At 69.8% G+C, this 21,296-nt stretch carries 20 protein-coding genes; 9 read left to right on the top strand and 11 right to left on the bottom strand.

Features of this window, described 5'->3' with window-relative positions; genetic code table 11:
- Positions 1 to 127: 127 nt before the first annotated feature.
- On the top strand, positions 128 to 841 hold the full coding sequence (locus N798_RS05985; protein WP_035947006.1) for an HAD family hydrolase: 714 nt from the start codon (positions 128 to 130) through the stop codon (positions 839 to 841).
- Positions 838 to 3,378, top strand: coding sequence for a glycoside hydrolase family 65 protein (locus N798_RS05990; protein WP_052116966.1), 2,541 nt, complete (start codon positions 838 to 840; stop codon positions 3,376 to 3,378). The genes N798_RS05985 and N798_RS05990 overlap by 4 nt, the downstream gene beginning before the upstream one ends.
- Here the strand turns inward: N798_RS05990 and N798_RS05995 are convergent.
- Both N798_RS05995 and N798_RS06000 read right to left on the bottom strand, forming a co-directional pair.
- On the bottom strand, positions 3,354 to 3,656 hold the full coding sequence (locus N798_RS05995) for a DUF2087 domain-containing protein (protein ID WP_035947007.1): 303 nt from the start codon (positions 3,654 to 3,656) through the stop codon (positions 3,354 to 3,356). The genes N798_RS05990 and N798_RS05995 overlap by 25 nt on opposite strands.
- Positions 3,657 to 3,768: 112 nt before the next feature.
- Complete coding sequence (locus N798_RS06000) at positions 3,769 to 4,635, bottom strand: M23 family metallopeptidase (RefSeq protein ID WP_052116980.1); 867 nt, start codon at positions 4,633 to 4,635, stop codon at positions 3,769 to 3,771.
- 148 nt (positions 4,636 to 4,783) lie between these two features.
- On the opposite strand from N798_RS06000, the gene truA reads away from it, so the two are divergent.
- Positions 4,784 to 5,629, top strand: a complete 846-nt coding sequence (gene truA, locus N798_RS06005) for a tRNA pseudouridine(38-40) synthase TruA (protein ID WP_035947008.1) — start codon at positions 4,784 to 4,786, stop codon at positions 5,627 to 5,629.
- A gap of 69 nt (positions 5,630 to 5,698) precedes the next feature.
- On the opposite strand, the gene N798_RS06010 is transcribed toward truA, so the two are convergent.
- A complete protein-coding gene (locus tag N798_RS06010; RefSeq protein ID WP_052116967.1) occupies positions 5,699 to 6,361 on the bottom strand; it encodes an LmeA family phospholipid-binding protein in 663 nt (220 codons plus the stop codon).
- 164 nt (positions 6,362 to 6,525) lie between these two features.
- Here N798_RS06010 and N798_RS18050 point away from each other — a divergent pair, with 164 nt between their 5' ends.
- Entirely contained in the window at positions 6,526 to 9,621 is a 3,096-nt protein-coding gene (locus tag N798_RS18050; RefSeq protein WP_052116968.1) for a pullulanase X25 domain-containing protein, read from the top strand.
- A gap of 129 nt (positions 9,622 to 9,750) precedes the next feature.
- Here N798_RS18050 and N798_RS06020 read toward each other — a convergent pair whose 3' ends face one another.
- The 3 genes from N798_RS06020 to N798_RS06030 are packed head-to-tail and all read right to left on the bottom strand — an operon-like array spanning position 9,751 to position 12,291.
- Positions 9,751 to 10,341, bottom strand: a complete 591-nt coding sequence (locus N798_RS06020) for a dihydrofolate reductase family protein (protein WP_035947010.1) — start codon at positions 10,339 to 10,341, stop codon at positions 9,751 to 9,753.
- A 55-nt stretch (positions 10,342 to 10,396) separates the two neighbouring features.
- Positions 10,397 to 11,683, bottom strand: a complete 1,287-nt coding sequence (locus tag N798_RS06025; RefSeq protein WP_035947012.1) for an MFS transporter — start codon at positions 11,681 to 11,683, stop codon at positions 10,397 to 10,399.
- Positions 11,680 to 12,291: an ArsR/SmtB family transcription factor gene (locus N798_RS06030; protein WP_035947013.1), complete on the bottom strand. Its 612-nt coding sequence runs from the start codon at positions 12,289 to 12,291 to the stop codon at positions 11,680 to 11,682. Before N798_RS06030 ends, N798_RS06025 begins: the two co-directional genes overlap by 4 nt.
- A gap of 284 nt (positions 12,292 to 12,575) precedes the next feature.
- Here N798_RS06030 and rplM point away from each other — a divergent pair, with 284 nt between their 5' ends.
- From rplM to glmM, 3 genes are all read left to right on the top strand, one after another.
- Entirely contained in the window at positions 12,576 to 13,019 is a 444-nt protein-coding gene (gene rplM / locus N798_RS06035; protein WP_035947014.1) for a 50S ribosomal protein L13, read from the top strand.
- Positions 13,019 to 13,543, top strand: a complete 525-nt coding sequence (rpsI, locus tag N798_RS06040) for a 30S ribosomal protein S9 (protein WP_035947015.1) — start codon at positions 13,019 to 13,021, stop codon at positions 13,541 to 13,543. Before rplM ends, rpsI begins: the two co-directional genes overlap by 1 nt.
- Positions 13,544 to 13,725: 182 nt before the next feature.
- Positions 13,726 to 15,072 (top strand): phosphoglucosamine mutase, encoded by a 1,347-nt coding sequence (gene glmM / locus N798_RS06045; RefSeq protein ID WP_035947017.1) that lies wholly within the window; start codon positions 13,726 to 13,728, stop codon positions 15,070 to 15,072.
- Between the two features lie 103 nt (positions 15,073 to 15,175).
- On the opposite strand, the gene N798_RS06050 is transcribed toward glmM, so the two are convergent.
- From N798_RS06050 to N798_RS06065, 4 genes are all read right to left on the bottom strand, one after another.
- Positions 15,176 to 16,060 (bottom strand): amino acid ABC transporter ATP-binding protein, encoded by an 885-nt coding sequence (locus N798_RS06050; protein ID WP_035947019.1) that lies wholly within the window; start codon positions 16,058 to 16,060, stop codon positions 15,176 to 15,178.
- A 2-nt stretch (positions 16,061 to 16,062) separates the two neighbouring features.
- Positions 16,063 to 16,884 carry an amino acid ABC transporter permease gene (locus N798_RS06055; RefSeq protein WP_084100171.1) on the bottom strand — a complete coding sequence of 274 codons (822 nt, stop codon included), beginning with the start codon at positions 16,882 to 16,884 and terminating at the stop codon, positions 16,063 to 16,065.
- 92 nt (positions 16,885 to 16,976) lie between these two features.
- Positions 16,977 to 17,810 (bottom strand): transporter substrate-binding domain-containing protein, encoded by an 834-nt coding sequence (locus N798_RS06060; protein ID WP_035947021.1) that lies wholly within the window; start codon positions 17,808 to 17,810, stop codon positions 16,977 to 16,979.
- A gap of 138 nt (positions 17,811 to 17,948) precedes the next feature.
- Positions 17,949 to 19,307 carry a GH1 family beta-glucosidase gene (locus N798_RS06065; RefSeq protein ID WP_035947023.1) on the bottom strand — a complete coding sequence of 453 codons (1,359 nt, stop codon included), beginning with the start codon at positions 19,305 to 19,307 and terminating at the stop codon, positions 17,949 to 17,951.
- A 45-nt stretch (positions 19,308 to 19,352) separates the two neighbouring features.
- On the opposite strand from N798_RS06065, the gene N798_RS06070 reads away from it, so the two are divergent.
- Both N798_RS06070 and N798_RS06075 read left to right on the top strand, forming a co-directional pair.
- Entirely contained in the window at positions 19,353 to 19,781 is a 429-nt protein-coding gene (locus N798_RS06070; protein WP_035947024.1) for an Ohr family peroxiredoxin, read from the top strand.
- A gap of 2 nt (positions 19,782 to 19,783) precedes the next feature.
- Positions 19,784 to 20,434 carry an NAD(P)H-binding protein gene (locus N798_RS06075; RefSeq protein WP_035947027.1) on the top strand — a complete coding sequence of 217 codons (651 nt, stop codon included), beginning with the start codon at positions 19,784 to 19,786 and terminating at the stop codon, positions 20,432 to 20,434.
- Between the two features lie 3 nt (positions 20,435 to 20,437).
- Here the strand turns inward: N798_RS06075 and N798_RS06080 are convergent, their stop codons facing one another.
- Entirely contained in the window at positions 20,438 to 21,289 is an 852-nt protein-coding gene (locus N798_RS06080) for an MOSC domain-containing protein (RefSeq protein ID WP_035947028.1), read from the bottom strand.
- Positions 21,290 to 21,296 lie beyond the last annotated feature (7 nt).

The raw sequence follows: 21,296 nt of genomic DNA on the forward strand, positions 1-21,296 counted from the left end.
CACGGCATACGTGACAGGGCCGGTCACCTCCTCGTGAGGTGACCGGCCCTTCCGTATGCCGTTCGCACGCTCCCGCGCACGGCTCTCGGTTCGTGTCGAGGCAGGAGACCTCCGTAGGCTGGTCGCCATGGACTGGAACTCCTACGACGCTGCCCTCTTCGACCTCGACGGCGTGCTCACCCCGACGGCCGAGGTGCACATGAGGGCGTGGGACGAGATGTTCAACGCCTACCTCGCGTCCAAGGGCATCGAGGAGCCCTACACCGACCAGGACTACTTCGACCACGTCGACGGCCGGCCGCGCTACGACGGCGTCCGCGCGTTCCTCGCCTCGCGCGGCATCGAGCTGCCCGAGGGCGACCCCTCGGACAGCCCCGACGAGGAGACCGTGAGCGGTCTCGGCAACCGCAAGAACGACGCCTTCAACGCGGTCCTCGCGCGCGACGGCGTCGAGGCGTATGCCGGCTCGCTGCGGCTGCTCGACGCCCTCGCCGAGCGCGGCACGAAGATGGCCGTCGTCTCCTCGTCGAAGAACGCGCCGGCTGTGCTCGAGGCCGCGGGCATCGCGGACCGCTTCCCGGTCGTCGTCTCCGGTGCGGTCGCGGCCGAGCTGGGGCTCGCGGGCAAGCCGTCGCCCGAGACCTTCCTCCACGCCGCGAGCGAGCTGGGGGTGACCAAGGAGCGCGCCGTCGTCCTCGAGGACGCGACGTCGGGCGTCAAGGCCGGGCGGGACGGCGACTTCGGCCTCGTCGTCGGCGTCGACCGCGGCGCCGGGGCCGAGGGCCTCACCGCCGCGGGTGCCGACGTCGTCGTGCGCGACCTCGAGGAGCTGCTGCCGTGAGGTTCGACTTCGACGGCACCGACCCGCTCGACCGCGAGCGGTTCCCCATCGACGAGTGGCGGCTCGTCGAGAGGTTCCCGAGCGACAACGACCTCGGACTCACCGAGACCCTCTTCGCCATCGGCAACGGCTACCTCGGGATGCGCGGCAACCCGCCCGAGGGTCGCCCGTCCGCGGCGCACGGGACCTTCGTCAACGGGTTCCACGAGACGTGGGACATCCACCATGCCGAGCAGGCGTTCGGCTTCGCGCACACCGGTCAGACGATCGTCAACGTGCCCGACAGCAAGGTCATGAAGCTCTACGTCGACGACGAGCCGCTGCTGGTCTCGACCGCCGACCTCGTCGAGTACGAGCGCTCGGTCGACTTCCGCGACGGCACGCTCCGCCGCCACCTCGTCTGGCGCACGCCGTCGGGCAAGGTCGTGCAGGTTGACACGACGGCGATGATCTCGTTCGTCGAGCGCCACCTCGCGATCCTCTCCATCGAGGTGACGATGCTCGCGGGCAGCGCGCCCGTCGTCATCTCGAGTCAGATCCTCAACCGGCAGGACGGCGCCGACGAGTACCAGGACCGCGAGGCGATGGCCAAGAAGGACGGCTGGGACCCGCGCCAGGCCGGCGCCTTCACCTCCCGCGTGCTCGTGCCGCAGGGCGACTGGCACAGCGACCGACGGATGATCCTCGGCTACAAGTGCGCCCGCTCCGGCATGACCCTTGCCGTCGGCGCCGACCACACCATCGAGACCGACAACGTCGTCGAGGAGCTCATCGACACCGAGCCCGACCTCGGCAAGAAGGTCTACCGGGTCGACGCCGCCGAGGGGAAGACGATCCGGGTCACCAAGGCTGTCGCCTACCACTCCTCCCGTGGCGTGCCGGCGCGCGAGCTCTTCGACCGCTGCCGGCGCACCCTCGACCGGGTCCGGCGCGACGGGGTGCAGGTCCAGCTCGACCAGCAGCAGAGCTGGGTGGAGAAGTACTGGGCCAACGCCGACGTCGAGGTCGAGGGCCATCCGGAGGTGCAGCAGGCCGTGCGCTGGAACCTCTTCCAGATCGCGCAGGCCTCGGCCCGCGCGGACCAGCTCGGGGTCGCCGCCAAGGGCGTCACCGGCAGCGGCTACGAGGGCCACTACTTCTGGGACACCGAGATCTACGTCGTCCCGTTCCTCGCCCACACCTTCCCGACGGCCGCGAAGAACCTCCTGCGCTTCCGGGTCAACCTGCTCGAGCACGCCCGTGCGCGGGCGCGCGAGCTCGCCCAGCGCGGGGCGCTCTTTCCGTGGCGGACGATCAACGGGCTCGAGGCATCGGCCTACTACGCAGCAGGCACCGCGCAGTACCACATCGACGCGGACGTCGCGTATGCCGTGGCTCGCTACTGCGACGCGACCGGCGACAAGGACTTCCTTCGCCGCGACGGGGCGGAGATCCTCGTCGAGACCGCACGCCTGTGGGCCGACCTCGGCTTCTGGCGGGTCGACGGCGGGCGGACGTTCCACATCCACGGCGTCACCGGACCGGACGAGTACACGACGGTCGTCAACAACAACCTCTTCACCAACGTCATGGCCCGGTTCAACCTCGAGCGGGCGGCCGCGGTCGTGAGGGGCCTGCGCGAGGACGACCCCACGGCATACGCGCTCCTGCGGTCCCGGCTCAACCTCCAGGACGAGGAGGTCGACGAGTGGGAGGACTGCGCGGCCCACATGGCAGTGCCCTTCGACGAGGGGCTGGGCATCCACCCGCAGGACGAGAACTTCCTCGACCGCGAGCTGTGGGACCTCTCGCAGACCCCGCCGGAGAAGCGGCCGCTGCTGCTCAACTACCACCCGCTCGTCATCTACCGGTTCCAGGTGCTCAAGCAGGCCGACGTCGTCCTCGCGATGCTGCTCCAGGGCGACCGCTTCACCTCGGAGGAGAAGCGGCGCAACTTCGAGTACTACGACCCGATCACCACGGGCGACTCTTCGCTGAGCGCGGTCGTGCAGTCGATCATCGCCGCCGAGGTGGGGCACCACCAGTGGGCGATGCACTACTTCCTCTCGGGCCTCTTCGTCGACCTCGCCGACCTTCACGGCAACACCTCCGACGGCGTGCACATCGCCTCGGCCGGTGGGGTGTGGAACGCCCTCGTCTACGGGTTCGCCGGGATGCGCGACTACGGGGACGGGCTCACCTTCGACCCCCGACTCCCGAGCGCGTGGCCGAGCCTCAGGTTCCCCCTGCGGGTCCACGACACGAGGCTGCGCGTCGAGCTCGAGCAGGAGTCGATCACCTTCACTCTCCTCGAGGGCGACCCGGTCACGGTGTCGGTGCGCGGCGAGAGCCACGAGGTGGGGGCCGACGGTCCCACGCGCGTTCCGCTCGACGGGCAGGGGCCGCGGCTCACGCACCTCGTGCCGCGCCAGCCGGCGCCGGTGGTGCGTGCCGACGGCACGGTCATCACGGCGGGGGTGCCCACCGACCCGGAGACCCTCGCCGAGGAGGCGGCGCTGCAGTCGAGCTCGGGTCAGCCGATCTCGACGGTGCCCTGACAGCGCCAGTAGGTGCCGTCCCGTCGGTCGAGGAAGCCTTCCTCGACGAGGTAGCGGCGCAGGGCTGCGTGGTCAGGGTGGCGTCGCCGGAGGATCTCGTTGACCTGCGCCTCCGGGTAGATCTCGCCGAGTGCGAAGTCCTGCGCGACGAGGTCGAGGACGACGAGCCGCTTCGAGATCCGCGTCGGGATCGAGGCGAGCCGCCCGTCCGCGCCGACGAACGCCCGCAGCACCGTGTCGCGGTGGCGGAGGGCGTCGGTGAGGGAGGGGCGGTCCATACGCACCAGCCTAGGGAAGGCTCGTGCCCGCAGCGAGCGGCTTTGCGCCGGGCTCGGGCCCGACCGTGCAGCCTGCCACGGGCGGGCCCGAGTCACGGGCACATCGGCGCGGTCAGCCGCAGTGCTCGAACGGGCTGGTCCAGGACGTGCCCGTGATCGAGCCTCCCCACTTCACGCACGTGCCCGGTGCGGCCCGCCGCACGGGTCCCGCGTAGTAGGTGTAGCTGCCCGAGTCCGTGACGCGCGCCTTGCCCTGCACCTCGAGGAAGGCCGACGTCGAGCTCGCCGTGAAGCCGCTCGTCTTGAGCGTGACGACGCAGTTGTAGCCGTTGCCCGAGTTGTAGAGAAGGTAGGCCCGGCCCTTGGTGCCGATGGCGGCGGAGTCGATGACCGCGTAGCCCGACCCGCAGACCTCCTTGGCCGTGTAGGGGTTCGACGCACCGCCGCACCGGTTGCTGCTCGTGTAGCCCTTCGTGCCGTAGTAGAGGACGGTGACGCCGTCGAAGCGGATGGAGACCGCCGAGCCACCGACAGCGCTGCGCTGCTCGTAGTGGAGGTGGGCGCCGAAGCCGCCCGGCGTCTTCGGGAAGCCGGTGCCGCCGACGTAGCCGAGGACCTGGCCCTGCGAGACGGACTGCCCCTGGCTCACGGCGAACCCGGAGAGGTGCGCGTAGTAGCTCGCCGTGCCGTCGGAGTGCCGGACGATGACGAGGTTGCCGTAGGACGTGCCGGCCATCGAGCCCCGGTGCACCACCGTGCCGGCCGCGCTCGCGGCGACCGCGTCACTGGAGTCGTTCGTCCGGTTGAAGTCGATCGAGCGCAGTGGACTGTGGTTGGTGCGGGTCTGCCCCGTCCACGTCTGGCCGCACGGGAAGGGGACCTCGTGGTTGATGGCCGCGGAGGCCGGCGGTGCCGCGACGGCGAGGCCGCCGACGAGCAGGAGGAACCCGGCGCACAGCCGGGCGAGTACGTGTCGCATGAGAATCCACCCCTGGTCTGAGACGAGGTCCGACGCCACGCCGGACCGTTGCCACCCTGACGCACCTCCACCCGGGTGGCGATGGGGAGGACTCCCCGCGAGGTCGTGCCGGAGGCCCCCGGAGCGGCGGTGGCTAGGCTGCGGAACCATGACGTTGACGCGAGTGCGGATCGACCTCGCCTACGACGGCACCGACTTCTCCGGGTGGGCCGCCCAGCCGGGTCGGCGCACGGTCGAGGGCGAGCTCTCCGCCGCGCTGACGACACTCCTTCGCGCGCCGGATCCCGTGCGGCTCACTGTTGCCGGGCGCACCGACGCAGGAGTCCACGCCCGCGGGCAGGTCGCCCACGCCGACATCGACAGGGCCGCGTATGCCGGCCTGCCGGGTCGTTCGTCGCGCTCACCCGAGGAGGCGGCCAGGACCCGGCTCGCCGGCATCCTGCCGCCGGACGTCGTCGTGCGGTCGGTCGCTGTCGCGCCGGAAGGCTTCGACGCCCGCTTCTCTGCCCTGCGCCGGCGCTACACCTACCGGATCTGCGACCACCCGGGCACCCTCGACCCGTTGCGACGGCGCGACACCGTCGTCGTCAAGGACGAGCTGGACGTGACGGCGATGTCCGACGCTGCGGGCCGGCTCGTCGGCCTCCACGACTTCGCCGCCTTCTGCAAGCGGCGCGAGGGTGCGACGACCGTCCGGACGCTGCTCGACTACTCCTGGAGCCGTGGCGACGACGGCATCCTCGAGGGGCGCGTCGTCGCGGATGCGTTCTGCCACAGCATGGTTCGTGCGCTCGTCGGGTCCGTCGTCCCGGTCGGTCAGGGGCGGGCGCCGGTCGGCTTCCCGCAGGACATCCTCGGCGCACGTCAGCGCGACCCCCGCGTCGCGGTCATGCCGGCCCACGGCCTCTCGCTCGAGGAGGTCTCCTACCCCGCGGACGCCGACCTCGCGGCGCGCGCCGAGGAGGCGCGCTCCACCCGTACCCTCATCGACTGATTGCCCCGTTGCGACACGGTCGTCGGCCGACGGCCTGCGTCAGCGTGTCCCAACGGGGCAGTCAGCCGCTCAATCGCTGATCGTCACGTCCGCACCGCGCAGGTGGGCGCGGAAGCCGTCGGACTGCACGGACACCGAGGTGAGGGCCATGCCCTCGGGCACACCCTCGATCGTGTGGCGGATGGTGACGAGTTCGCGCACGATCGACGAGGCCGCGGTGTCGAGCCAGTCGGGTCCGTCGAGGTCGATCGTCTGCGGCTCGATGACGAGCCGCCCTCCCTGCGCGCGGACCGACCCCGTCGCCCGGACCTCGACGTCGCGACCGAGGACGCTCACCTTGCGCCGCAGGCCGGCCAGCCCGTCGTCGGCCGCGAAGAGCGTCACGCCGCCGCCGATCTGCGCTGCTGCCGTCGCGAAGGGCAGCGACGCATCGATGTCGAGGCGCTGCGCGCGCAGCCCGTCACGGGTCAGGGTGACACCCGACCCGATCGCGGTGACGTCGGTGAGTCCGCCGTCGCCGGTGACGACCTGGCTGCTCGTGAGCCGCACCTCGCCCAACCACGTCTCGCCCCGCGCGAGGTCTGCCGGGGCGGAGGGCCGGGGGGAGGCGCTGGCCGTCGGCACGTCGACGTCGGCACCCGACCCCGGGCTGCCGACGGACCAGACGAGAGCCAGCACGGCCACGACGAGGGCGACGAGCATCGTCGTCGCCCCGAGCACGAACTGCTTCACGGGCGACATCCTGCCGTGCGGGCCTGAGCGGAGGCTGGGTGTGGGTGGCGCGGAAAGTCCCGTCGCGGGCTTCATGTAAAACGTTTACGCAGCTAGCCTCCTCCGCAGACCTGTGCGCCGCGCACCAACGAGGGTGACGCGGGACTTCCCCTGGAGGAGCAACGATGCCCATCCCACGCCGCCTGTATGCCGTCGCCGCCGGGGCCGCGGTCGCCCTGTCCCCGGTCCTCGGGGCCAGCCTCCCCGCCTCGGCCGAGACCGTGTCCGTCGCCCTCGTCGGTTCGCTCCAGGACGAGATCGGCTGCCCGGAGGACTGGAAGCCCGAGTGCGCCGCCTCGGAGCTGACCCGGGTCGGTGACACCACGGCATACACGAAGACGTTCAGCCTCCCCAAGGGGACGTACGAGTACAAGATCGCGCTCAACGACTCGTGGGACGCAAACTACGGCGCTGGGGGAGCCTTCGACGGCCCCAACATCCCGCTCGTGCTCGAAGGTCCCGCGACGCTCGAGTTCACCTACGACGACGTGACCCACCTCGTTACGGTGACGCCCAAGAACCTCTCCGGCGGCACGACAGCCGCAGACGCGAAGCTCGCCGGAACGTCGCTGCGCTCGCCGCTGACGCGTGAGCGCTTCTACTTCCTCATGGCCGACCGCTTCGCCAACGGCCGCAAGGACAACGACCGCGGCGGCCTCACCGGCGGACCGCTGACGACCGGCTTCGACCCAACGCACAAGGGCTTCTACCACGGTGGCGACCTCAAGGGCGTGATGAACAAGCTCGACTACATCAAGGGCATGGGCACGACGGCGATCTGGCTGACGCCGAGCTTCAAGAACAAGCCGGTGCAGGGCAAGCCGGGCGAAGAGAGCGCCGGCTACCACGGCTACTGGATCACCGACTTCACCCAGATCGACCCGCACCTCGGCACCAACGAGGAGATGAAGGCGCTCATCGCGGCGGCGCACAAGAAGGGGATGAAGGTCTTCTTCGACATCATCACCAACCACACCGCCGACGTCATCGACTACAAGGAGGGGCAGTACACCTACCGCTCCAAGAAGAACTACCCCTACGAGGACGCCTCCGGGAAGGCCTTCGACGACCGCGACTACGTCAACAAGGCGTTCCCGGCAATGGACCCGAAGACGTCGTTCCCCTACACGCCGTTCCTCCACCCCGGTGACGAGGACGCCAAGACGCCGTCGTGGCTCAACGACCCGCTGATGTACCACAACCGCGGCGACTCGACCTTCGCCGGCGAGTCCTCGACGTACGGCGACTTCATCGGTCTCGACGACCTCTTCACGGAGCGTCCCGAGGTCGTCGAGGGCATGGGCGAGATCTACAAGCAGTGGGTCGACTTCGGTATCGACGGCTTCCGCATCGACACCGTCAAGCACGTCAACCTCGAGTTCTGGCAGAAGTTCATGCCGGACCTGCTTGGTCACGCCGCCAAGAAGAACGACGACTTCTTCGCCTTCGGTGAGGTCTACGACGGCAACCCGGCGGTCATGTCGGAGTACACGACCCGCGGCAAGCTCCAGGCCACCCTCGACTTCGGCTTCCAGCAGCAGGGCGTCGACTTCGCCAAGGGCAAGCCTGCCAACGTGCTCGCCGACTTCTTCTCCAAGGACGACTGGTACACCGACGCCGACAGCAACGCCTACCAGCTGCCGACGTTCCTCGGGAACCACGACATGGGCCGTGCCGCGATGTTCCTCAAGGACTCCAGCGCCAACGAGGCCGAGCACCTCGCCCGCGTGAAGTTCGCGCAGTCGCTCATGTTTGCGACCCGCGGCAACCCCGTGACCTACTACGGCGACGAGCAGGGCTTCATCGGCACCGGCGGCGACCAGCTCGCCCGCGAGGACATGTTCGCGAGCAAGGTCGACATCTACAACACCGAGGACGTTCTCGCCGGGCCCGAGGGCTCGCGCGACCGCTACGCCACCGACCACCCGCTCTACGCACACCTCAAGGCGCTCTCGGCGGTCCGTGCCAAGCACCCCGCGCTCGCGGACGGCGCGCAGGTGCAGCGCTACGCGGCGGAGGGCGCCGGCGTCTTCGCCGTCTCCCGGATCGACGCAGGGCAGAAGGTCGAGTACCTCGTCGCCGCCAACAACGCGACGACCCCGTCGAAGGCCAGCTTCCCGACGTGGAGCAAGGGCAAGGGCGTCGTCTTCACCCCGGTGTCCGGCACCGACACCGCGGTCAAGCCGGCCGGCGACGGCACGGTCTCCGTCACCGTCCCGCCGCTCACCGTGAGCGTGTGGCGGGCCAACAAGCCGATCTCGACCGCGGGCGCCGCGCCGACGGTGTCACTCTCGACCGGCGCGGCCCACACGGTCGCCGACCGTGCCGAGATCGCGGCGGACGTCTCGGCCAGCACGTTCGCGCAGACGACGTTCCTCTACCGCCCGGTCGGCACGACGACGTGGCGCCCCATCGGTACCGACGACAACGCACCGTTCCGTGTCTTCCACGACGTCTCCGGTATGCCGTTGGGCTCGCTCCTCGAGTACCGCGCCGTCGTGCGCGACGCCGCCGGCCGGGTCGCGGCCAGCGCCTCGTGGGCCTCGGTCGTGGCGCCGAAGAAGGGCGGCTCCACCGAGGGCGAGATCGGCGACCGGCCGGCGACCCAGCCCTCGACCGTGGGTGTCCCCGGCACCCACAACTCGGAGATGGGCTGCCCGAAGGACTGGGACGAGACCTGCAACGCCTCGCAGCTCACGTTCGACGCCAACGACGGCATCTGGAAGAAGGCGTTCACCGTCGCTCCGGGTCCCTACTCCTACAAGGCGACGCTGGACAAGGTCTGGACCGAGAACTACGGCGAGAAGGGTGTGCGCGACGGCGCCAACATCTCCTACGAGACCGCTGACGGATCGGTGACGTTCTTCTACGACCCGACGACCCACTGGGTCACCTCGGACGAGGAGACCGAGATCGTCACCGCCGCAGGCTCCTTCCAGTCCGAGCTGGGCTGCGCCGAGGACTGGAGCCCGGCGTGCATGCGGCCCTGGCTGCAGGACAAGGACGGTGACGGCGTCTTCACCTGGGCGACGACGAAGATCCCCGCAGGCACGTGGGAGTTCAAGATCGCCCACGACCGGTCGTGGACCGAGAGCTACGGCTCCGGTGGTTCGCCGAGCGGCGGCAACATCACGGTCACGGTGCCGAGCGACGGGGCGAGGACGAACTTCGTCTACGACTCGGCAACCCACCTCACGACGGTGACGAGCACGAGCTCCTGACCACCACGGGTACGACTTATTGCCCTTTTGCGCCGTTCCATGATCGGCCCACGTTCACGAGGACGTGCGCAAAAGGGCAATAAGTCGGATGGGCCGGGGAGCTGCGGCGGCGGGCGGCGCGGGGCCGCGTCAGGCGGGGTGGACGGCATACCGGAGGCGGACGAGGTCGGAGCCCTCCCAGCGGTGCACGTCGAGGAGCCGGAAGCGAGCCGGTGCCGCGTCCTCGAACGCCGGGATGCCGTCCGTGCCGACGACGCCCGGCCCGAAGAGCAGGTGGAGCTCGTCGACGAGGCCATGGGAGAGCAGGTCGTTCCACAGGACGTGGCTGCCGAAGACGACGACGTCGCCGCCCTCCTCCTCGCGCAGTGACCGGACGACCTCGTGCGCCTGCACCCGGGGGACGACGCGCGTCGTCGCCGACCACGGCTCGGTGTCCTCGGCCGTGAGCGTGTCGGAGACCACGACCTTGTCCACGGCCCAGTTGAGCCGCGAGATCTCGCGCTCGAGCTCGGGCTGGTCGGGGTCGTCCCGGACGTCGGGCCAGTAGTCGCGGAACCCCTCGAAGGTCGTCCGGCCCAGGAGGACCGTGCCGGCACCACGGAGGAGCTCGGCGTTGTTGTCGCTGAACCCGTCGTCGAAGGGCATGACCATGACGTCGCCCCCGGGGCCGGTGATCCGACCGTCGAGCGAGAGGATCTGGCTCACCACGACCTTGCGCATGACGTGCTCCCTTGCCTCGTCCCGTGTATGCCGTCCGGTCACCCGTGCGTCGTGCTCACCCGTGTGACGGCGTCACCTCTGCATTCTCGACCTCGGCGTCGGCGCGGTCGCGCCGACGGGCGGGCAGGAAGCAGACGAACCCGACGGTGCTGATGAGACCGGCGACGACCATCGCCGTCGAGATCGAGGTCCGCGCGGCGAGGAGCCCGAGAAGCGGACCCACGGCGGAGCCGCCGCCCTGCATGACGAGCGAGCTCATCGACAGGACGGTGGCGCGGTTCCTCGACGACGCCTCGCGGTGCAGGAGGCTGACGTAGGCAGGGCTCGCCGCACCGTGGAGCGTGTAGGTGAAGAGGTAGGCGACGAGCAGCGCGACCGGCCCGAGCGCCAGGCCCATGACGACGACACCGAGCCCGTTGACGACGCGGCCGACGATCGCGGCGCGCACGAGCCCGAGGCGCTCGGCGAGCCAGCCCCCGAGCCAGGACCCGAACGAGAACAGCGCCCAGCCGCCGGCCGCCGCCGGACCCATCCACACGCCGGCCTCGGCCTCGGAGCCCAACAGCTCGGCCAGGCGCAGCGGCATGAGGGTCTCGTAGGCCATCATCCCGGTCACCCAGAAGAGCTCGACGAGGACGAGGTAGCGCAGGACGCGGTTGGAGCCGAGCATCCGCAGCCCGTCGCGGATGACGGTTGGCGTCTCGCGCACCGACGACGCGAGGCGGCCGCCGAGGCGCCCCTCGGAGCGCGGCGTCTCCGACAGAAGCACGAGGGTGGCGACGAGGTGGACGACGCACAACGCGACGAAGACCTGGATCGGCAGGAGCAGGGGGCTCGAGTCCTCGAACGGGTGCCACGCGACGAGCGCGCCGGAGACGAGGGCACCGCCGCCCATGCCGACGCCGACGAGGACGCCCTGGATGGACATGGCCTTGTGGACGTCGGCCCCGGGCTCCTGCTCGTGGACGGTGTCGACGTACCACGCCTCGAGCGGACCCGAGTCGAGCGCGCGGTAGACGCCCATGAGACCGGCGGCGAGGGCGAAGGCCCAGAACGACTGGGCGAAGAGGTAGGCCACGCCCGCGACGATGTTGACGACGCCGGCCGCGAGGAGCACCGGCTTGCGGCCGAGCACGTCGGCGAAGCCGCTCGTCGGCATCTCGAGCAGGAGGACCATGACGCCCTGCGCGGTCATGTAGAGGGTGATCTCCTCGATGGAGAGCCCGCGCTCGCGGGCGACGAGGGTGAAGATGCCGACGACGAAGCCGACGGGGAGCCAGCGCGTCGTCGACAGGACGTAGAAGACGCGCTTGGCGGCGTCGGGGGACAGGGTGGTGGTCACGAGTCCTCACCTCGCGGGATGCGGTCGAGGTCGAGCGGGTAGGTGACGCTGTAGACCGCGAGGCGGCGAGCCGCCGGGTTGCCCTGGCCCACGCGGCGGTAGCGCGCGATGACGTCGTCGATCTCGGCCTTCATCTCCTCGAGCTGGGCAGGGGTGGCGATGACGTAGGAGTCGCTCATGCCCGCGGCGTCGCGCCAGGCGATCGGCCAGGCGGCCTCGACGTCGAGCCACTTCTCGAACTGCTCGGCGAAGTGACGGGTGTAGTCGCGCACGAGCCAGTTGAGCGCGGTCTCGGAGTCCTCGTCGCCGGCGAAGTCGCTCGGCTCGAACTGGTGGCTCTCGGTGGCCGCGCGCCAGAGCCGCCGCTTGCCCTCCCCCTCGCCGGTGTCGGCGACGAGGCCGACCGACTCGAGCTTGCGGAGGTGGTAGCTCGTCGCACCGGAGTTGGTGCCGAGCGCGGTGGCGAGGTCGGTCGCGGTGGCCGGGCCGCCCCGGCGCAGCGCGCTGAGCAGGCGCGAGCGCAGAGGGTGCGCGAGCACCTTGAGCGACGTCGCGTCGAGCCGTATGCCGGTCAGGCGCCCGTCAGCCTGAGGGGAGGTGGAGGTCATGCATGCACAATACCTCTGCACACTCCGTTTGCACAACTATTATGCACCCTCGGTTTGCAGCGGTGTTTTCGCAGGTCAGGTGCCGTTTCCGGCGGTTGTCGGAGGGATTTGGGTGCGGACGGACTTCTCCGTAAACTTGAGGACTGTTGTGCCGTGCGCCCTTTCCGGGGTGGCCCGAGAGGTGGAACCCCTGGCGGGAGCACACGGCATACCCCTGGGGTTGTCGACTCGACCCGAGCGCGACCGCAGGCTTCCCGATCCGACACACACGTTAGGCAACAACCGTGCGTACCTTCTCCCCGAAGCCGGGCGACATCACGCGGCAGTGGCACGTCATCGACGCCACTGACGTCGTGCTCGGTCGTCTCGCGAGCCAGGCCGCGACGCTCCTGCGCGGCAAGCACAAGGCGACCTTCGCCCCCCACATGGACATGGGCGACTTCGTCATCATCATCAACGCCGACAAGGTCGCCCTCACCGGCGCCAAGGCGGAGCAGAAGAAGGCCTACCGCCACTCGGGCTTCCCGGGCGGTCTCAAGAGCCGCAGCTACGTCGAGATGCTCGACAAGTTCCCCGAGAAGGCCGTCGAGAAGGCCATCCGCGGCATGCTTCCCCGCACCTCGCTCGGTCGCCAGCAGCTGACCAAGCTCAAGGTCTACTCCGGCTCCGAGCACCCCCACGCTGCCCAGCAGCCCAAGCCCTTCGAGATCACCCAGGTGGCCCAGTGATGACCGAGAACACCAGCATCGACCAGGTCGACGAGTTCGGCACGGACGCCGACGACCAGGAGATCACCGAGTACACCTCGGAGACCTCGGCCGACGCCACGGTCGGCGGCGAGCCGGCCCGTCGTCCCTCCGCCTCCGCCCCAGGTGCCGCCACGGGTCGCCGCAAGCAGGCCGTGGCCCGCGTGCGCATCGTCCCCGGCACCGGCGAGTGGAAGATCAACGGCCGCACCCTCGAGGCCTACTTCCCCAACAAGGTGCACCAGCAGATCGTCAACGAGCCGCTCAAGGTCCTCGAGCTCGACGGCGCCTACGACGTGCTCGTCCGCGTCCACGGTGGTGGCCCCTCGGGTCAGGCCGGTGCCGTCCGCCTCGGTGTCGCCCGCTCGCTCAACGGGGTCGACGAGGAGCTGAACCGTCCGGCGCTCAAGAAGGCCGGCTTCCTGACCCGTGACGCCCGCGTGCCCGAGCGCAAGAAGGCCGGTCTCAAGAAGGCCCGCAAGGCCCCGCAGTACTCCAAGCGCTGATCCCGCGCTGTCGAGAGTAGACAACACGCCGTGTGCCCACCCGGGCGCACGGCGTGTTCTCTTCTCTCGACCCTTTTGCTCGGTATGCCGTCTCGCGCGCGCGGGGGTAGGTTGTCTCGTCGGCTCCTTGCGGGGCCGGAACCACGCACCACCTGTGAACCGACGAAAGGCACGGCATACGCATGGCACGACTGTTCGGGACCGACGGCGTCCGGGGGCTCGCCAACGTCGACATCACCGCCGACCTCGCGCTGCAGCTCGCCGTGTCGGCCGCCCACGTGCTCGGCCGCGAGGCCCGCGAGTCGGGACGCAAGCCCAAGGCCGTCGTGGGCAGGGACCCGCGCGCCTCGGGTGAGTTCCTCGGCGCGGCGGTCGTCGCCGGGCTCGCGTCCGCCGGAGTCGACGTGCACAACGTCGGCGTGCTGCCCACGCCGGCCGTCGCGTTCCTCACGGCCGACATGGACGCCCACTTCGGTGTCATGCTCTCCGCGTCGCACAACGCCATGCCCGACAACGGGATCAAGTTCTTCGCCTCGGGCGGTCACAAGCTGCCCGACGCCGTCGAGGACGAGATCGAGGCCGGTCTCGGCAAGGACTGGGAGCGTCCGACGGGGGCGCAGGTCGGTCGCGTCCTCCAGAACCGCGCCGGGCAGGCCCGCTACGTCGCCCACCTGCTCGAGGCCCTCCCGAACCGGCTCGACGGCCTCACCGTCGTCATCGACGGCGCCCACGGCGCCGCCTCGTCCGTCTCGCCCGAGGTCTTCCGCCTCGCCGGGGCCGACGTCATCGAGATCGGCACCGAGCCGGACGGGCTCAACATCAACGACGGCTACGGCTCGACCCACCTCGAGCACCTCAAGGCCGCCGTCGTCGCGAAGGGCGCCGACCTCGGCATCGCGCACGACGGCGACGCCGACCGGTGCCTCGCCGTCGACGCAGACGGCAACGAGATCGACGGCGACCAGATCATGGGCATCCTTGCCGTGGACATGAAGTCGCGCGGCGCCCTGCACGACGACACCCTCGTCGCGACGGTCATGAGCAACCTCGGCCTGCTGCAGGCGATGGAGCGCGAGGGCATCAAGGTCAAGCAGACCGGCGTCGGTGACCGCTACGTCCTCGAGGAGATGCGCGCCTCGGCCCACACCCTCGGCGGCGAGCAGTCCGGCCACGTCATCCTCCTCGAGCACGGCACGACCGGCGACGGCGTGCTCACCGGACTCATGCTCGCCGCCCGCATGGTCGCGACCGGCAAGACCATCGCCGAGCTCGGCACGGTCATGACCCGCCTGCCGCAGGTCCTCATCAACGTCAAGGGCGTCGACAAGGCCCGCGTCGAGACCGACGAGCACGTGCAGGCTGCCGTGGCCGAGGCGGGTCGCGAGCTCGACGGCTCCGGCCGGGTGCTGCTGCGCAAGTCCGGCACCGAGCCGGTGGTGCGCGTCATGGTCGAGGCCGCGACCGCCGACCACGCCCAGGCCGTCGCCGACCGTCTCGTGACGGTCGTCAAGGAGCGCCTCACCCTCTGACCGCCGCCTCAGCTTTTGCTCCTGGGGAGAAAACCTTGAGGGTCCGGACGGAAATAATCCGTCCGGACCCTCAGGGTTTCCCCATGGGGAGCAAAAACTGGGGTCAGCCGAAGGCGCCGCCGCCGTAGTGGCCGTGGGTGTCGTGCGGCGCCGTGAAGCCGTTGCCGGTCGTGTCGTGCTCGTGACGCTTGTTGTATGCCGCGTCCTCGGCTCCCGGGTCGACGTGCGTCGGGTCGAGCACGCGCTGGAGGAAGACGCGGGTGCGCTCCTCCTGCGGGTCGCCGATGACCTGGCTGGGCGCGCCCTCCTCGACGATGTTGCCGCCGTCCATGAAGATGACGCGGTCGGCGACCTCACGGGCGAAGGCCATCTCGTGGGTGACGACGAACATCGTCATGCCCTCGCTGGCGAGCCGGCGCATGACCGAGAGGACGTCTCCGACGAGCTCGGGGTCGAGCGCCGACGTCGGCTCGTCGAAGAGCATGAGCTGGGGGTCCATCGACAGCGCCCGGGCGATGGCCACGCGCTGCTGCTGACCGCCCGAGAGCTGGGCGGGGTAGGCGTCCGCCTTATCCGACAGCCCGACCTTCTCGAGGTTCTCGCGGGCCTTGGCCTGAGCCTCGGACTTGCTCCGCTTGAGCACGGTCGTCTGGGCGACGGTGCAGTTGTCGAGCACGGAGAGGTGGGGGAAGAGGTTGAACTGTTGGAAGACCATGCCCATGTTGCGGCGGATGGCGTCGATGTCGCAGTCCGGGTCGGTGACCTCGTCGCCGCCGACCTTGATCGAGCCGCTCGTCGGCTCCTCGAGGAGGTTGATGCAGCGCAGGAAGGTCGACTTGCCCGACCCCGACGGGCCGATGACGCAGACGACCTCGCCCTGGTGGATCGTCGTGTTGAGGCCCTGGAGGACGTGGTTGGACCCGAAGGACTTGTGCAGGTCGGTGACCTCGACGACGGGGGCGCCGGACCGGGTGCTGGAGGCGGTCATGCTCAGCGCTCCTTCTTCTGACGGGCTTCCATCCGGCGCACGAGGATGGAGAGGGGCAGGGTGATGAACAGGTAGCAGAGGCCGGCCACCGTCAACGGGGTGAGACCCGCGGTCTGGTTGCCCAGGTCGCGCCCGTACTTGGTCAGCTCGAACCCGCTCGCGGAGATGCCGAGGATGAAGACGAGGGACGAGTCCTTGATGAGGAGGATCAGCTCGTTGGTCAGCGGCGGGATGACGATCCTCAACGCCTGGGGCAGCACGATCTTGCGGGTCGCGATGCCGGCCGTCATGCCCAGCGACCGGGCTGCCTCCACCTGTCCCTTGGAGACCGCCTGGATGCCTGCACGGATCGTCTCGGCCATGTAGGCCGAGGCGACGATGCCAAGGCCGAGCCACACCGTCCCGTAGGGGTCGAAGGGAATGATGAGGCCGGGGAAGGCGATCGACAGCGACCCGAAGGCCAGCAGGACCAGGAGCGCCGGCAGGCCCCGGAAGAACTCGATCCAGGCGGTGGCGATCCATCGGTAGGGCCCGACCGACGACAGCCGCATCAGGGCGAGGACCGTGCCGAGCACGAGCCCGATGACGAAGGCGCCGGCGGTATAGACCAACGTGTTCTTCACCGCCGTGCCCAGGCCCGACGTGAACGTGAGCTTGATGTCCTCGACGTCGAAGAAGTTCCTCTGGACCTCGCTCCAGTTCACGGTGAGGGCCAGGACGACGACGACCAGACCGAGGATCGCGTACTGGACCCATCGGATGCGTTGGGCGCGTCTGCGCGGGGAGAGCTTCTTCTTCGGCACTGCTTCAGTGGTCGTGCTCACGGGTCCTCCTGGCGACCGACGGGTCTGGGGCCTGCAACGCGAGGGCGGCGGCCGGTCGAAACCGTACCGCCGCCCCCGACGTCAGTGAAGGGTCACTTGGGGGCGTCGACCCCGAACCACTTCTTGTAGATGGTGTTGTAGGTGCCGTCCGCCTTGGCGGCCTTGATGACCTCGTTGGTGGTCTCGGCGAGCTTCGTGGCGTTGGCGTCGTCCTTCTTGAAGAGGATGCCGTACTGCTCGCCCGTGTCGAACTCCGTGACGACCTCGGTGGTCGGGTTGTCCTTGGCGTAGTCGTAGACGACGCCGTTGTCGTTGATCGCCCCGTCGACGCGGCCGGAGAGCACGCCCGCCATCTCGGTCGACAGGTCGTCGAAGACGACGACCTCGTAGCCGTTGGAGCCCTTGTTCTCCTCGGCGTAGGACTGGCCGGTCGTGTCGGTCTGGACGCCCAGCTTCTTGCCCTTGAGGCCCGCGAGGTCCTTGATGCCCGAGTCCTTCTTGACGATGAGCGCCTGCGTGGCGTCGAAGTAGGGGTCGGAAAAGAGGACGGCCTTCTTGCGCTCGTCGGTGATCGTCGTGCCGGCGGCAGCGGCGTCGCACTTCTTCGAGGCGAAGACGGCGCCGGAGGTGATCTGCGCGAACTCGATGTCGACGATCTCCTGCTCGAGGCCGAGCTTCTTGGCGACGAGGTCCATGAGGTCGACGTCGAAGCCGACGACCTTCGAGCCCTCCTTGAACTGGAACGGCTTGTAGGACAGGTGCGTGCAGACCTTGAGTTTGCCTGACGTCACGGTGGTGACACCGGACGCGTTGGTGGCGGTGCCGCCACCCTCGCCGTCGTCGGAGCCACAGGCCGCGAGGCCGAGGACGGAGATGAGGGCCGCGGCGGCGAGGGAACCGACCCGGCGGGTGCGTGAGGTGCTCACGGGGTACTCCTTGTGGACTGTTGGCGTGGGGTCCCACGACCGACTGGGGGCGACCCTACCCAGCGGTGCACGGCATACGACCGTTTTGTCCGTTGAAGGGCCGAAATCGTGACCTGTGTTGCGACCGTGTGACGCGGCTCAGCCGTGGTGGGCGGCGATGATCCGGGCGTACTCGTGGCCAGAGTCCTTGACCGTGCGCTTCTGGGTCTCGTAGTCGACGTGGACGATGCCGAAGCGCTTGCTGTAGCCGAACGCCCACTCGAAGTTGTCCATGAGCGACCAGGCGAAGTAGCCGCGGATGTCCGCACCGTCGTCGATCGCCTGCTTCACCGCGTCGAGGTGGCCGTGCAGGTATGCCGTCCGGTCCGGGTCGTGGACCGCGCCGTCCTCGCTCACCTCGTCGGGCCAGGCCGAGCCGTTCTCGGTGATGTAGATCGGCAGGCCACACTCCTGCGCGGAGCGCATGAGGATGTCGTGGTGGCCCTGGGGCGAGATCTCCCAGCCCATGTCGGTGAGTGGCGGGTGCGGGTCGGTCTCCTCGACACCCTCCCCGCCCGGGAGCGGGTGCACCGCGCCCTCGGTGTGCTTGACCCGGGTGGGGAAGTAGTTGTTGACGCCGAGGTTGTCGAGCGGGGCGCTGATGACCTCGAGGTCGCCGTCGTGGATGTAGGCGTGGTCGGTGATCGCGGCCGTGTTCTCGAGGAGCGACTCGGGGTAGGCGCCGTGGAAGAGCGGCCCGAAGAAGATCCCGTTGAGGGCGTCGTCGGCCCGGCGGACCGCGTCGAGGTCCGCTTCGGTGGGGTTGTCGGGGCCGTAGACCTGCGTCGGGTTGAGCGTGATCGACACCTCGGCTCCCGGGCAGTTCTCGCGGATCACCGGGACCGCCGTGCCGTGGGCGAGCATGAGGTGGTGGGCGGCGACGAGCCCTTCGACCCTGTCGGTGTGCCCCGGGGCGTGGTGGCCGAGCGTGTAGCTGAGCAGCGAGGAGCACCACGGCTCGTTGAGGGTCGTCCAGTTGGTGACGCGGTCACCGAGGTGGCTGACGACGGTCTGGGTGTACTCGGCGAACCAGTCCTTGATGTCACGGTTGAGCCAGCCGCCGCGGTCGTCGAGGACCTGGGGGAGGTCCCAGTGGTAGAGCGTGACGAAGGGCCGGATCCCGTTCTCGAGCAGGTCGTCGACGAGGCGTGAGTAGAAGTCGATCCCGGCGGGGTTGACCTCGCCGGTGCCTGTCGGGATGACACGCGGCCACGCGACGGAGAAGCGGTAGGCGTCGAGCCCGAGCTCCTTCATGAGGACGACGTCCTGCGGCATGCGGCGGTAGTGGTCGCAGGCCGGGTCGCCGGTGTCCTTGTTGACGACGTTGCCCTCGACGTCGCAGAAGGTGTCCCAGATGGAGGGGCTGCGGCCGTCGGCCGTCGTCGAGCCCTCGATCTGGAAGGACGCGGTCGCCGCTCCCCAGAGGAAGCCGTCGGGGAACCTCGTGTCGAACGTCATGGACCCAACCTAGTCCCGTGGCCGTTCGTGGGGCAGGGTGTTCCCATGCCCTACGAAGCCCTCAACCAGACCCTCTACACCACCGCCGCCACCAACGAGGGTGGCCGTGACGGCACCGTGCGCAGCGAGGACGGTGTCATCGAGCTCGAGCTCGGCAAGCCCGGCAGCAGGTCGAACCCCAAGGCCAACCCCGAGACGCTCTTCGCCGCCGGCTATGCCGCCTGCTTCGGTGGCGCCCTCGGCCACGTCGCCGGTGAGGCCGGCGTCGACATCACGGGCTTCGCCGTGCGCGCGGCGGTGAGCTTCGGCCTCACCGACACCGGGGTCGGCATCGCCGTGGACATCGACGCGCTCCTGCCCGGTCTCGACGAGGCCATGGCCAAGGACCTCGTGCAGCGCGCCCACCTCGGCTGCCCCTACTCCAAGGCCACGCACGGCAACATCGACGTCACCGTGACGAGCAGGGTGGCCTGACAGTGGCCGCCGTGACGATCATCGGTGGGCACGGCAAGGTCGCCCTGCGGGCCTCCCGCCTCCTCGCCGACGCCGGCCACGACGTGACGTCGTGGGTGCGCAACCCCGACCACGTCCCCGACGTCGAGGCGACCGGCGCCACCGCGGCGGTCCACGACGCCGAGAGCATGTCGACCGAGCAGATGGCGCGGGCGCTCGCGGGCGCGGACGTGGTCGTCTGGTCGGCCGGCGCCGGTGGCGGCTCACCGGAGCGGACCCGGGCGGTCGACCACGAGGCCGCAGTGCGCTCTATGGACGCGGCAGCGACCCTCGCGGACCCGCTCTACGTCATGGTCTCCTACTTCGGGGCCGGGTCGGATCACGGTGTGCCGCAGGACAACCCGTTCTTTGCGTACGCCGAGGCCAAGGCGGCGGCCGACGAGCACCTGCGCGGCTCGGACCTGCGGTGGGTCGTCCTCGGGCCGAGCACGCTCACGGACGAGCCGGGAACCGGGCAGGTCGACGTGGATGCGGAAGAGAGCGGTGAGGTGACCCGCGACGACGTCGCCGCGGTCATCGCACACGTCGTCGAGCACCCCGAGCTGGCAGGCCGCACGATCCGCTTCAACAACGGCGACACCCCCATCGCCGAGGCGCTCGACTCCCTGGTCTGACCATCAGTCGGGGACGACCTCGTCCCCGACGCGGACCACGCCCGTGCCGTCGGGGATGAGCTGCACGGCGAACCACGTCGCGCCGTCCCAGCGACGGTGCCGGGCGAGGGTGCGGATCGGCTCCTTGCCGGTCTCGAGCGAGTCGAGGTCGATCGTCGTCATGACGCAGCGGTCGACCGGCTTCGCGACGCGGAACGTCACCTCACCGAGCCGCACTCTTCTCCACGAGTCCTCGACGAACGGCTCGAGGTCGCCCCCGATGACGACGTTGGGCCGGAACCGCTCCATGGGCAGCGGCTCGGGGAGCTCCTCGCCCCGCTCGACCGCGGTCTCGGCGATCCAGTCGTTGAGCCGGTCGAGCGAACTGCGGCTCGCGAGCGTCACCGGATATCCGTCCGCGTATGCCGTGTGGTCGCCGTCCCGGCTGTAGGCCGGGTTGAGCGCCCGGGCCGTGGGGTCGACGCACCGCACGAGGCGCAGGCCCGGCTGCCCGACGGCCTCGCTGAGCCACGCGTCGGCCTCGGGGGAGACGAGGGCGCCGGTGAGGTCGTGGCGGTGCAGCCGGACCGGCACGACCTCGGACCCGCCCTTGTCGTCGAGGTGCAGGTCGGGTCGGCCGGGCGCGCGCAGGCGCAGGCCGGCCCCGACGTCGGACGACGTCTCCGGGGTGTCGGCGACGACCGAGAAGAGCCGGTGGACCTCACGCGCCGAGACGAGCCGCGCGTCAACGTCGACGACCATCCAGCGACGGTCACCCACGAACCCCGCGCGCTCGACGGTGGCGGTCCGGACAGGACGGATCGCCCCGCTCTTGAGCGGATGCACGGTGAGCCCGGTCACGCGAGGTGACGGCACGGCATAC

The sequence above is a fragment of the Knoellia flava TL1 genome (genome assembly GCF_000768675.1).
GTDB classification, from domain to species: Bacteria; Actinomycetota; Actinomycetes; order Actinomycetales; family Dermatophilaceae; genus Knoellia; species Knoellia flava.